This is a genomic window from Psychrobacter sp. A3 (assembly GCF_028823565.1).
GTDB classification, from domain to species: domain Bacteria; phylum Pseudomonadota; class Gammaproteobacteria; order Pseudomonadales; family Moraxellaceae; genus Psychrobacter; species Psychrobacter celer.
The window spans coordinates 39,669-52,108 of record NZ_JAPEHS010000003.1; the positions used below are offsets into that span (position 1 = coordinate 39,669).

The following is a 12,440-nucleotide window of genomic DNA, read 5'->3' on the forward strand; positions in this document are numbered from 1 at the left end:
GCAGGTATTCTGAACATTTAATTTGGGCAGCGACAGCGCTTATTTATCGGTCAAATATATAGTAGATATTGACGATTATCGTGCAGATTATAAACAGTACGGTGCAATAACTGTGTCATGCTTCATATTAATCGTATTAAACAAAAGTTTGTATTAGTAATGGGTATCTATTGATAATCGCTAGCTTACAGATAGCTAGATGACAGACCGCTATATCCCGACGTCTTGTAGCGGATAATCAATCAAGGTAATGATTTGGCTGTTGGTCACTTTGCTTCTGATATCGGCGCTTTGGCCAAAGTACGAGCGCAGACGCTCTGCTTGGATATAAAAATTCATGTGCTGGCGCAAGTCATGATTGATCATCAAGGTTTTTTTGGGGAGCTGGACGCTGATGGTAATGTTGACGCGGTGCTCATACCAAGTGACTTTGATATGAATAAAAATCGTCTCTGTGGTCATCTCCACCACGTTAAGAAGCATTTTTTCTAGCACACTTTGTAGCGTTAAAGCGGTGATGACCATATCATACATGATGTCTTCATCTGGCAGCTGCCAAGTGACATCAAGCTTGTCAGATAGCCGGCTAGACTCGATGGCCAAATAGTGCTCACACAAAGCGATCTCTTCTTCAAAGCTGATCTCACGCGCGCCACTAAAGCTGGCGCGAAACAGCGCTGAGACATGCTGTAGCAACTGGGAGGCGCGCGCTGGATTAGACTCAATCAGCGACACCAGTGTGTTGATGGTATTAAAGAAAAAATGCGGTGTGATACGGGCTTTGATTAAGTCGTTTTGGGCGTTTAGTTTGTGCTCAAAGGATTGACTAAGGGCATTCATCTCATGATAACGGCGCAAAAAGTACAATAAAAACACCAAGGCAAAACCGCCTGTAAGGATTAAGTCAAAAACCACTTCTAACACGAAGTTTTGTAGGCTGTATTCGTGCCAGCCCATGTTTGTCATGACCAGCAAGACCAACACCATAGAGACAGCAGAGGCCAGCATAAGGATGGCGAGCACATACATACTGACCTTGGGTATGCTCATGCTCTTAAAAACAGGGCGCAGATAATCGATGATATATAAAGAAGGGATGATGCTTAAGGTGTTTTGTATCACTCGGCTGCCAAGCTTGATTATAAAGTCAGACCAAGTAGCTAGATCATGGCGGTCGATCACCGTGACAAACAGCGACCAAAAAAAGATATAAATCAGCCACTGCCAAGGCTTCATGACTTCCATGAGCTTGGGGATAAAAAACTCTAAGCGCTCCGCTAGTAAGGCAACCTCATCATTTGCTATACTTGAGTTCTTATTCTCTTGACTTGTCTTGTATCGATATGAACGCCAACTCTTCAAACCCTAGTAATCCTGAATTAAATAAAAACGTGTCAGTCTCTGATTCTAGCACAGATGACTCTACGACAAATAACGCGGCGCAAAACAATCCTGCCAGCGCGCCAGGCCAGCAGATGTGGGGCGGACGCTTTAGTGAAGCGACGGATAGCTTTGTGGCTGCTTTCACCGCTTCGGTCGGCTTTGATCAACGCTTTGCCCGTCATGATATCGAAGGCTCTATCGCTCATGCGACCATGCTCAAAGAATGCGGAATTTTGACCGCTGATGAAGTGGCGACCATCATCGATGGTCTACAGCAGGTATTAGCTGAGATCAAAGCAGGTGAGTTTAATTGGTCTATTACCCTAGAAGACGTACACATGAACGTCGAGTCACGTCTGACTGATATCGTCGGCGCGGTGGGCAAAAAGTTACACACTGGCCGTAGCCGTAACGATCAGGTGGCCACCGATATCCGCCTGTGGCTACGCGAAGAAACCGACAATATCATCGCGCTGTTGGTGCGTTTACAAAACGGCTTGCTGGATTTGGCCGAGCAGCATACCGATACGATTATGCCAGGCTTTACACACTTGCAGACCGCTCAGCCGGTAAGCTTCGGTCATCATGTGATGGCTTGGTTTGAGATGCTCTATCGCGATACCGAGCGCCTCGTCGATGCCCGTCGCCGTATCAATCAGATGCCACTTGGTAGTGCTGCGCTTGCTGGTACGACCTTTCCGATTGACCGTACTATCACCGCCAGACTGCTAGGGTTTGATGGCATTTGCCAAAACTCACTCGATGCGGTCTCAGACCGAGATTTTGCCATTGAGTTTACCTCAGCAGCCTCTATCCTTATGATGCATATGTCGCGTATGAGCGAAGAGATTATCCTATGGATGTCGGCGCAGTTTAACTTTGTACAGATACCCGATCGCTTCTGTACTGGCTCGTCGATCATGCCGCAAAAGAAAAACCCTGACGTGCCAGAGCTGGTACGCGGTAAAGCGGCGCGGGTCTTTGGTCAGCTGATGACATTGTTAAGCCTGATGAAAAGTCAACCGCTTGCGTATAATAAAGACAATCAAGAAGACAAAGAGCCGTTATTTGACTGCGTCGATACCTTGACAGGTTCGCTACTGGCATTCGCTGATATGCTACCAAACATCACACCAAATAAAGACAGTATGCGTCAAGCGACCATGAAGGGCTATGCGACAGCGACTGATTTGGCAGATTACCTAGTACGTCAAGGCGTGGCATTCCGTGATGCCCATGAAGTCGTCGGCAACGCTGTGGCTTTAGGCATCAAAGAAGGCGTTGATTTAAGTAACTTGTCATTGGCGCAGCTTCAGCAATTTAGCGACGCGATCGGCGATGACGTCTTTGATTACTTAACGCTAGAGGGCTCACTCTCCGCCCGTGATCATCTGGGTGGTACCGCGCCCAATCAGGTCAAGCAAGCGGTGGTTAATGGACGCGCGCGCTTAAAAGCTTTTGCATAATTTGCATAAACAGAGACATGATATTCCGACGCAGAACGGGTATAAACTTTCCTTATGGGCTGTGCCTGTTCGGACAGATGCTGCGTAAAACTCACCCCAGTCCCGCTGTATCGTTTTTATCCTGAACTCACTATACAACACCCGCGCCTAGCACTTACGTCTTAGCGCGGGTGTTTTTTTGTCATCACATCGCCAAAACTTTCATCAAACCGCTTGGTTGTTACCGTCTATACACCCGATAGCCTTTGCTAAATTTACTCAGATCGTTATCATAGGGTGATATTCATAGTTTATAAGGAGCCTCTAATGACTGAGACTTTTAACCCGCAAGCCAATACCGTGTTTTGCCGCAAATACAAGCAAGAGCTGCCAAAAATGCCGCATCCACCCTTCCCCAATCAAAAAGGCAAAGAGCTACAAGAAACAGTCTCTGACAAAGCGTGGAAAGAGTGGCTAGAGCAGCAAACCATGCTAATCAACGAAAACCATCTAAGCATGATGGACCCTGAGGCCAAAAAGTTTTTGACTGAGCAGCGTGAGAAGTTTTTGGACAACGAAGACTATGAGCGCGCGCAGGGCTGGACACCAGAAAAATAAAAACTCGGCATCACTTTTATACTTATACCAGTATGTTAAATATTAGAACGCGCTATCTTTAAATAGCGCGTTTTTTTAGTGCACACTTAGTGCACACAAGGTAGGATTTTTATAGTTCCTCTTATCACCTTTAGTCCGTATCTGGCAATCCAGCGTCCGTGGTTGACATATCTGCTGACGTTGCGCCAACGTGACGTGCCGCCATCCGATCATTGGCTTCTTGCACCGCTTTTTCGACCAGTGCATAGTCTGAGTGGCGTACATCTTGGCCGCTGATATAGTTGATGACCAGCTCGGCGATGTTTTGCGCATGATCACCAATACGCTCGAGCGCGCGCAACACCCACACGATATTGATGACCTTGGAGACGTGGCGCGCATCTTCCATGATATAAGTCATCAAGGCACGCATCGCTGATTGATACTCTTCATTGACCACATCATCATTGCGCATCACCTCAAACGCCTGCTCAGCATTGGATTGACTAAAAGCCTCTAGCGCATTGTGCAGCATCAGACGTACTTGATTGCTCAGATGCTGCACTTCGGCATAGCCATACGCTGATTTGCCTTGGGCGGCGAGCTTATTGGCCATTTTGGCGATTTTGACCGCTTCATCACCGATGCGCTCCAGATCCACCACGCCTTTACTGATGGACATCACCAAACGCAAGTCACCGGCCGCAGGCTGGCGCTTGGCGACCAATAACAAGATATGCTCATCTAGCTCGACTTCCTGCCGATTGATATCAAAATCCATCTCGATGACTTCTTGCGCCAGTGTCTCATCCTTGTCAATAAGTGCGTGAATGGCTTTGGCAACTTGGCTGGCTGCATGGTCGCCCATCACCAAAAACAGACGAATGGCTTCATCCAAATCTTGATCAAAACTTTTGGAGATATGCTTGTCACTTTGCATAAGAGGTATTCCCTGAATATCTGTATATTAACGGCGTGCTGCTAGCATAGCTGTATTGTTGTTATTAAAAATTAACGATAGTTTTAATCTGTACAGCGTTAGCCATAACGACCCGTAATGTAGTCTTCCGTGGCTTTTTGCATAGGCGTGGTAAATATCTGATCGGTCTCGCCCATCTCAACCATATCGCCCAGATACATATAGACCGTATAGTCTGACACTCGCGCCGCCTGCTGCATGTTGTGAGTGACGATGGCGATGGTATAGTCGTTTTTTAAGTCTTCAATCAAATCCTCAATGGCGCCTGTCGAGATTGGGTCAAGCGCCGAAGTTGGCTCATCGAGCAGTAGCACTTCAGGCTTGGTAGCGACACTACGAGCGATGCACAGACGCTGCTGCTGCCCGCCTGATAGCGACAAACCTGAGGCTTTGAGCTTGTCTTTTACCTCCGGCCATAGTGCCGATTTTTTTAGCGCCCATTCCACCCGATGGTCCAGCTCAGCTTTGCTTAGTCTTTCATAAAGACGCACACCAAAGGCGACATTGTCATAGATAGACATCGGAAACGGCGTCGGCTTTTGAAATACCATACCGACCTGCGCGCGTAGCAGATTGACATCGATGTCTTTGCCCAAGATATTTTTGCCATCGAGGTTGATACTGCCTTCTGCACGCATGCCAGGATATAAATCATACATACGGTTAAAGGTACGTAGCAGGGTCGATTTGCCGCAGCCGGATGGCCCGATAAAAGCAGTCACTTTTTTATCAGGAATGTCGATATTGATGTTTTTAAGTGCCTGAAAATCCCCGTAATAAAAGCTTAAATCACGAATTTGCATCTTCGCTGCTGGCATGTCTTTGGGAATATCATGCTGTGTTTGCTTAGTTAAGTTTGCCGCATCTGGCTGCGACAGTTGCGTGGTCGTCGCCATCGGTCTGTTTAATAAGCTGGCTGTGCTCGTATCAAAGTTGTTGCTATCTGCTGTGCTACGCGTTTTGCTGATGACGTCATTCATAATGTTATCCAACCTAGCTTGATGAATATAAATTTAAGTAACTGCTATATATAAGGTGATTTGGCGGTAGGCGTTATCTACTCTGGCTGCTATTTGCTGGAGCTGCGACCACCGATAAACCTTGCCAATACATTTAGTACCAATACCGAAGCAGTAATCAGCAATGCAGCGGCCCATGCAAGTGTATGCCAATTATCATAAGGACTCATGGCAAACTGATAAATAGTGTTCGGCAAGTTGGCAATCGGCTCGCCCATATCGGTACTAAAGTATTGGTTATTCAATGCTGTAAATAGCAATGGCGCCGTCTCACCAGTGATTCTGGCAAAGGCCAACAGCACACCAGTGGTCAGCCCCGCTCGAGCCGCCTTAATCGTCACTTGCGTGACCATCTTCCACTTCGGCGTGCCCAGTGCATAGGCCGCTTCACGAATGCTATTGGGCACCAAATTGAGCATGTTTTCTGTCGTGCGTACCACCACTGGCACTACAATCAGTGCCAATGCTAGTGCGCCCGCCCACCCAGAGAAGCCTTGACCTTTAACCATCAAAGCATAAATAAACAGACCAATGACAATCGAGGGTGCAGAGAGCAAAATGTCATTTAAAAAACGCGTCACCTTGCCAAGCAGGCTGCCTTGCGCAAACTCAGACAAATAAATCCCTGTCATCAGGCCAATGGGCGCCCCGATAAACAATCCTGAAAACGCCACCATCACCGAGCCGACAATGGCGTTGCGTAGGCCGCCTTCGCTCATCGGCGGCGGCGTGTCGGCAGTAAAGATAGGCATTTGCACCATGCCCTGAAAGCCTTCGATAAACAGCGTCACCAGTATCCAAAACAGCCAAATCAAGCCAAATACCATCGCCGATATGGCAAAACCCAAACCCAGCTTATTGGCCCAGCGCCGTTTGTTATAAAGACGCTTGTCGTAGCGGCTATCAAAGCCAGTCTGCGCAGGTAACGCTGAGTGCATCGCATTAGTAGGCATAAAACTCATTTCCATTTTTCAAGATTTTTTGTCAGCTTGTATATCGCTATCGTCTGTATGTCGTTATGTATTAGCGGTTGCCTGCTTTTTGATCCATACGCATCAGCATGAGCTTAGCCAGCGACAGCACAATAAAGGTGATGATAAATAGTATGAGGCCAAGGTGCAGCAGCGAGGCCAGATGTAGCTCACTAGAGGCTTCGGCAAACTCATTGGCCAGCGCTGAGGTAATGGTGACGCCAGAGGTAAACAGACTTGGACTGATATTAAAGGCGTTGCCAATAAGGAAGGTCACGGCCATGGTCTCACCCAGTGCCCGACCCAGCCCCAAGATAACCCCGCCGACCACGCCTGCTTTGGTATAGGGCAAGATAATTTTAAACATCACTTCCCAAGTGGTCGCGCCCATGCCGTAAGCTGACTCTTTGAGCAGGTCTGGCACCACAGAGAAAACATCGCGCATGGTAGCGGCAATAAAAGGAATAATCATAATGGCAAGCACCAATGAGGCGGTAAACATACCCAATCCCATTGGCGCACCGGTAAACAGCTTGCCGATGATAGGCAATGGGCCGATATGCTCGATAAACCACGGCTGAATGTGGTCGCCAAAAAATGGCGCAAAGACAAACAGTCCCCACATACCGTAGATGATAGAGGGAATACCTGCCAGCAGCTCAATGGCGATGCCGAGGGGCTTTTTTAAGAAGGTCGGACACATCTCAGTCAAAAATATCGCAATACCAAAGCTGACTGGCACAGCGATTAAAATAGCGATAAACGACGTCACCAGCGTGCCATAAATAGGCGCTAGTGCACCGTACTCATTGGCGACCGTATCCCAGTTATTACTGGTATAAAACCCGAGGCCAAATGCTTGAATACTTGGCCAAGCGCCAATGATCAAAGAGAGCAAAATACCGCCCAATGATAGCAGCACGAGAATAGCAAATGCCTTGGTGGCATTGACAAATAATGCATCGTAACGTTTTTGTTTTGCCAGTTGCGACCTTAAATCATTCATAAGTGTCTCAGCATTAAATAATATTAAATCAAAATCTTTAAAAGACTCATCAGGTCTTATCACAACAAACTAAATCTTAATAAAGGGCGCTATTAACGGTCATTAATGACGCTATTTTTAAATTTGTTGTGATAAAACCTTTGAGACAACCACCGGAGAATAGGTGTCTCAAAGGGGCTTACAAGCTCTGCTATATATATGTATAAAAACTACTGAGCTGGGGTGTAGACGGGTTGACCATCGCTACCTTTGACTTCATTCCACTTGTCTTTAAACAGTGCCACTGCGGTATCAGAGAAAGGCACATAATCAAGCGCCATGGCACTATCATCACCTTCAGCATACGCCCAATCAAAGAAGTTCAGCACGCCAGCCACTTGCTTCGGGTTTTCTGGCTGCTTGTGTACCAAGATAAAGGTGGCAGCGGCGATGGGCCACGCTTGCTCGGTCTCAGAGTTGGTGATGACTTTATAAAAGCCTGCTTGCTGTGACCAATCGATATCACCTGCCGCAGCAAAGGTCTCAGCAGATGGCTGCACGAAATTACCCGCCGCGTTTTTTAGGGCGGCATGCGCCATGTTGTTTTGCTTGGCATAGGCATACTCGACGTAGCCGATAGCGTTTTTCATGCGGTTGACGTAGCTTGATACGCCTTCGTTGCCTTTGCCGCCTGCCCCTGTGGCAGAGGTTGGCCATTTGATGGTTTTATCGACACCCACGCTGTCTTTCCAGTCAGTTGAAACCTTCGCCAAATAATCGGTAAAGTTAAAGGTCGTGCCTGAGCCATCTGAGCGAAATACGGTGGTAATGGCAGCATCTGGCAGGGTCAAATCTGGGTTCATGGCGGTGATGGCAGGGTCATTCCATTTACTAATCTTACCCAGATAGATATCGGCTAGGGTTGCGCCGTCCAGCTTTAGCTCACCTGGTCCGACACCATCGATATTGACAATCGGTACCACGCCGCCGATGACGGTCGGAAACTGAATAAGTCCTGCCGCATCCAGCTCTTCAGGGGTCATCGGGGCATCAGAGGCGCCAAAGTCAACGGTTTTTGCTTGGATTTGTTTGATGCCACCTGAGGAGCCGATAGACTGATAGTTGACCTGACCGCCAGTCGCGGCATTATAGTCATATGACCACTTGGCATAGATAGGCTGCGGGAACGACGCGCCAGCACCAGTGATGTTCATAGCGATGTTCTCAGCTGATTTAAAATCGCTTGCTGGAGAAGATGTCGCTGTGCTGGTGGTTTCGGCCACTGTCGCCGCGCTGGTGTCACTCTGCGCTGCTGACTCTGCGGGGTCGGTGGATTTATTACAAGCGGTGAGTACTAAGGTGCAACTAACGGCGACTGCCAATAACGAATAACGCATGTAGAACTCCTAAAGTTTAACAACGATTGAACAAAGCATGATTGGTGACATGTGTGACATCTTGACAAGTTTTTATGACAGTTTGATGACAACCGCCCAACTCTTTTATCTGCATGACAAATAGGGTCAAATCTGGCGGCGCTTGAGGCTAACGCTATTAGCCTGCGTGTCATGACTCATGGCCTCGTGCGCACGTTGACTGACATACCGGTGGTCAAACACCAGTAGCCCTCATGGCAGAAGTTTGTTAGTATGAGACTGATTTACAACACTGACAGACTCGGGGTGCGGTGTACGAATGGCTGACTGCCTTTGTACATTCGCTGAGAGATCACCCGCCGAACCTGATGCGGTTAGTACCGACGCAGGGAAGTCTTCAGCACTTTATTATGTATGGCAAAGACGGGCAGAAATGCCTTGTTATCCTCATGACTGTTGGCCTAAATGCCCGCTTGGTGGTGCTAATCTTTATAGGGTTAAGTAGTGCCAAATAATGATGAGAGATACCAAGCGTCGCTTACAGGTTGATGACATCCTCCGCGAAGGCAGATTTTCGCGATGATAGATTTGACAGCCAGTGACGACGACGCAGCAAAAATTGCCTAGATGATAAGTGCTACCCCCGCAGCTTCTGGCGGTGTTGCTTTTATTCAAAAACCAACACGCTAGGACAGCATATGACAACCTCAACCCTATCTCCAAAGACCCAGAAAAACACCGACGCGCTAAAAACACCTGCGCACCGTAGCGCCAAAGACACGCGCTTTGAAGAAGACGCGCGCGACTTACACCGCATTCTCCCCGCCTCGCAAAAAGTCTATATCCAAGGCTCAAGACCTGATATTCAAGTGCCGATGCGCAAGATCACGCTAGATCCCACGCCTATTCAGGGCGTGGATGAGTCCGACTGGGAGCAAAACCCGCCGTTTTATGTCTACGACACCTCAGGCGTCTATACCGACCCTGATGCCCAAATTGACCTAACCCGCGGCTTGCCCAAACTGCGCGAGGGCTGGATAGCCGAGCGCGGTGATACAGAGCAGCTAAACGGTTTATCCAGCTCATACGGGCAAGCGCGTGCGCGTGATATCACCACAGCCAATCTACGGTTTGCCCATATTGATAAGCCGCGCCGCGCCAAAAAAGTCAATGGTAAAGCAGGCAATGTCACCCAGATGCATTATGCGCGCCGCGGTATCATCACCCCTGAGATGGAATATATCGCCATTCGTGAGACGCAAAAACAGCATGAACTGACCGATATGCGCCAACATGACGGCGAGAGCTTTGGTGCCAATACCCCAAAAATCATCACCCCTGAGTTTGTGCGTAGCGAGGTCGCGGCCGGTCGCGCCATCATCCCAAATAATATCAATCACCCTGAGTCTGAGCCGATGATTATCGGGCGTAATTTTTTGGTAAAGATTAACGCCAATATCGGTAATTCAGCACTTGGCTCGTCTATCGATGAAGAAGTGTCGAAGATGACATGGGCCACGCGTTGGGGCGCGGATACCATCATGGATTTGTCGACAGGCAATCATATCCACGAGACCCGTGAATGGCTGATTCGTAACTCGCCTGTGCCCATCGGTACGGTACCAATTTATCAAGCATTAGAAAAAGTCGACGGCATCGCCGAAGACCTAACGTGGGAGATATTCCGCGATACACTTATCGAGCAAGCCGAACAAGGCGTTGATTACTTCACCATTCATGCAGGCGTGCTGCTGCGCTATGTGCCACTGACGGCCAATCGACTCACAGGTATTGTCTCTCGCGGCGGCTCTATCATGGCGCAGTGGTGCCTTGCCCATCATACAGAGAGCTTTTTATACACCCATTTTGAAGAGATTTGCGAGATTATGAAGCAGTACGATGTGGCCTTTAGCTTAGGTGATGGTCTGCGTCCTGGCTGCTTGCAAGATGCCAATGACGAAGCGCAGTTCGGTGAGCTGCGCACGCTTGGTGAGCTAACGAAAATCGCATGGCAGCACGATGTACAGGTGATGATCGAAGGCCCCGGACATGTGGCGATGAACCGCATCAAAGAAAATATGGACTTACAGCTAGAGACTTGCAGCGACGCGCCGTTTTATACCTTAGGGCCGCTGACCACCGATATCGCACCCGGTTATGACCATATCACCAGTGCTATCGGTGCGGCGATGATTGGCTGGTTTGGCACCGCCATGCTCTGTTATGTGACACCAAAAGAGCACTTAGGACTGCCGAATAAAAAGGATGTCAAAGACGGCATTATTACCTATAAAATCGCCGCGCATGCCGCTGATCTGGCTAAGGGCCACCCAGGCGCGCAAGCTCGCGATAATGCCTTGTCTAAGGCGCGCTTTGAGTTCCGCTGGGATGATCAGTTTAATCTGGCGCTCGATCCTGATACCGCCCGCGAATACCATGATGAAACGCTGCCAAAAGACGCGCATAAATCAGCACACTTTTGCTCGATGTGTGGGCCGAAATTTTGCTCGATGAAAATCACCCAAAACGTCCGCGAGTACGCTAAAGGTTTGGACGCGTCAGAAAGCTTAGGCACAGACGCTATGAGCACCGCTGAGATTGAGCAAGGCATGAAAGAGATGACTGAAAAATACCATAGCGAGGGTCGACAGCTGTATAAAGAGGTATAACTCCGCTGATTTGACTGCTGTATATTTAATTACTTTATATAGCAAAAAGCTCGCTTCTTATGCCTGTAGAAGCGAGCTTTTTTTATGATAAGTATTTCTTAGCCAAAGAGCTGTTTACACATTTGACGCCTGATAAATCTCTTCAATTGAGGCGTTCATGGTATCAGCAAACTCTTTATCGCTTTGTTGTTTGCTCAACCCTTCGGTAAACGCGCGTGAGAAGCTGGCAATCATACCGGGGTTTTGCTTAAGCTTTTCGCAGGCCTCACGACGACTATAACCGCCAGATAATGCCACGACTTTGAGTACTTTTGGATGATCAATCAGCTCTTGATAGAATCCGCCGTCGGTGGGCAAGGTTAGTTTTAGCATCACTTGATGGTCGTCATTTAGACGCTCGAGGTTTCGCAAAATATCCGCTTTGAGTATCACTTCACACTCATGCTTTTGGGCGCTATCGATACTAACCTCAGGCTCAACGATTGGCATAAAGCCTTTGGAGAGGATTTGCTTAGCCACATCAAACTGCTGCTGCACTACTTTTTCGATACCATCGACACTTGGCTCATAAATGACTGAGCGCATCTTAGTGCCAAACACGGGATAGTTTTTGGCTTTATCCAGTAGCGCGTCCAAGTCTGGCATCGGGCGCATGACTTGTACGCCGCTCATTTGCTCGGCCAAACCCTTATCGACCTTCAAAAACGGCACGATGTTTTTATCTTCCCACAGATAGTTTGCCGTTGGCTTGCCATTGACCTCGCGCTCCATGGTGTCTTCAAATAAAATCGCGCCAAGGACACGCTCATTATCAAAGGCATCACAAGTCATGATACGCGCGCGCATCTCGTGCACCAGATCAAACATCGCGTCATCATTGTCATAAGCATCGCTACTGATGCCGTAGTTTTCTAGGGCTTTTGGTGTGCTACCGCCGCTTTGATCAAGCGCGGCGATAAACCCTGAACCATCCTTTATACGCTGTCGTTGTTTTTGGTATTCCATTGAAAAAGTAT

10 protein-coding genes and 1 riboswitch are annotated in these 12,440 nt (G+C 48.2%); of the genes, 3 read left to right on the top strand and 7 right to left on the bottom strand.

All coding sequences use genetic code 11. From position 1 onward, the window contains the following. Window positions 1-210 precede the first annotated feature (210 nt). Window positions 211-1,362: a histidine kinase gene (locus tag NK638_RS01180; protein WP_274631606.1), complete on the bottom strand. Its 1,152-nt coding sequence runs from the start codon at window positions 1,360-1,362 to the stop codon at window positions 211-213. A 113-nt stretch (window positions 1,363-1,475) separates the two neighbouring features. Here NK638_RS01180 and argH point away from each other — a divergent pair, with 113 nt between their 5' ends. Beyond that, window positions 1,476-2,849 (top strand): argininosuccinate lyase, encoded by a 1,374-nt coding sequence (gene argH / locus NK638_RS01185; RefSeq protein ID WP_274631635.1) that lies wholly within the window; start codon window positions 1,476-1,478, stop codon window positions 2,847-2,849. Window positions 2,850-3,155: 306 nt separating this feature from the next. Next, window positions 3,156-3,446, top strand: coding sequence for an oxidative damage protection protein (locus tag NK638_RS01190; RefSeq protein WP_075101388.1), 291 nt, complete (start codon window positions 3,156-3,158; stop codon window positions 3,444-3,446). 130 nt (window positions 3,447-3,576) lie between these two features. Here the strand turns inward: NK638_RS01190 and phoU are convergent, their stop codons facing one another. The 5 genes from phoU to pstS all read right to left on the bottom strand — a co-directional run bounded on the left by phoU (window position 3,577) and on the right by pstS (window position 8,776). Further along, window positions 3,577-4,365, bottom strand: coding sequence for a phosphate signaling complex protein PhoU (gene phoU / locus NK638_RS01195; RefSeq protein WP_274631607.1), 789 nt, complete (start codon window positions 4,363-4,365; stop codon window positions 3,577-3,579). A gap of 98 nt (window positions 4,366-4,463) precedes the next feature. Continuing rightward, window positions 4,464-5,222, bottom strand: a complete 759-nt coding sequence (pstB, locus tag NK638_RS01200; protein ID WP_274631636.1) for a phosphate ABC transporter ATP-binding protein PstB — start codon at window positions 5,220-5,222, stop codon at window positions 4,464-4,466. Between the two features lie 251 nt (window positions 5,223-5,473). Next, window positions 5,474-6,376, bottom strand: a complete 903-nt coding sequence (gene pstA, locus NK638_RS01205; protein ID WP_446739792.1) for a phosphate ABC transporter permease PstA — start codon at window positions 6,374-6,376, stop codon at window positions 5,474-5,476. 70 nt (window positions 6,377-6,446) lie between these two features. Continuing rightward, complete coding sequence (gene pstC, locus NK638_RS01210; RefSeq protein WP_192993400.1) at window positions 6,447-7,400, bottom strand: phosphate ABC transporter permease subunit PstC; 954 nt, start codon at window positions 7,398-7,400, stop codon at window positions 6,447-6,449. Window positions 7,401-7,609: 209 nt separating this feature from the next. Next, window positions 7,610-8,776, bottom strand: coding sequence for a phosphate ABC transporter substrate-binding protein PstS (gene pstS / locus NK638_RS01215; protein WP_274631608.1), 1,167 nt, complete (start codon window positions 8,774-8,776; stop codon window positions 7,610-7,612). A 271-nt stretch (window positions 8,777-9,047) separates the two neighbouring features. Then, window positions 9,048-9,164: riboswitch (TPP riboswitch) on the top strand. Between the two features lie 289 nt (window positions 9,165-9,453). On the opposite strand from pstS, the gene thiC reads away from it, so the two are divergent. Continuing rightward, window positions 9,454-11,424 carry a phosphomethylpyrimidine synthase ThiC gene (thiC, locus tag NK638_RS01220; protein WP_274631609.1) on the top strand — a complete coding sequence of 657 codons (1,971 nt, stop codon included), beginning with the start codon at window positions 9,454-9,456 and terminating at the stop codon, window positions 11,422-11,424. Between the two features lie 114 nt (window positions 11,425-11,538). Here thiC and NK638_RS01225 read toward each other — a convergent pair whose 3' ends face one another. Then, the gene (locus NK638_RS01225) at window positions 11,539-12,429 is read right to left on the bottom strand and encodes a fructose bisphosphate aldolase (RefSeq protein ID WP_274631610.1); all 891 of its coding nucleotides are present in this window, start codon (window positions 12,427-12,429) and stop codon (window positions 11,539-11,541) included. Between the last annotated feature and the right edge of the window lie 11 nt (window positions 12,430-12,440).

Excerpts from the sequence above, each read along its gene's own strand:
- phoU (WP_274631607.1), bottom strand. The coding sequence starts at position 4,365 with ATGCAAAGTGACAAGCATATCTCCAAAAGTTTTGATCAAGATTTGGAT.
- pstC (WP_192993400.1), bottom strand. The coding sequence starts at position 7,400 with ATGAATGATTTAAGGTCGCAACTGGCAAAACAAAAACGTTACGATGCA.
- thiC (WP_274631609.1), top strand. The coding sequence starts at position 9,454 with ATGACAACCTCAACCCTATCTCCAAAGACCCAGAAAAACACCGACGCG.
- pstA (WP_446739792.1), bottom strand. The coding sequence starts at position 6,376 with ATGCCTACTAATGCGATGCACTCAGCGTTACCTGCGCAGACTGGCTTT.
- NK638_RS01190 (WP_075101388.1), top strand. The coding sequence starts at position 3,156 with ATGACTGAGACTTTTAACCCGCAAGCCAATACCGTGTTTTGCCGCAAA.
- argH (WP_274631635.1), top strand. The coding sequence starts at position 1,476 with ATGTGGGGCGGACGCTTTAGTGAAGCGACGGATAGCTTTGTGGCTGCT.
- pstB (WP_274631636.1), bottom strand. The coding sequence starts at position 5,222 with ATGCCAGCAGCGAAGATGCAAATTCGTGATTTAAGCTTTTATTACGGG.
- NK638_RS01225 (WP_274631610.1), bottom strand. The coding sequence starts at position 12,429 with ATGGAATACCAAAAACAACGACAGCGTATAAAGGATGGTTCAGGGTTT.
- pstS (WP_274631608.1), bottom strand. The coding sequence starts at position 8,776 with ATGCGTTATTCGTTATTGGCAGTCGCCGTTAGTTGCACCTTAGTACTC.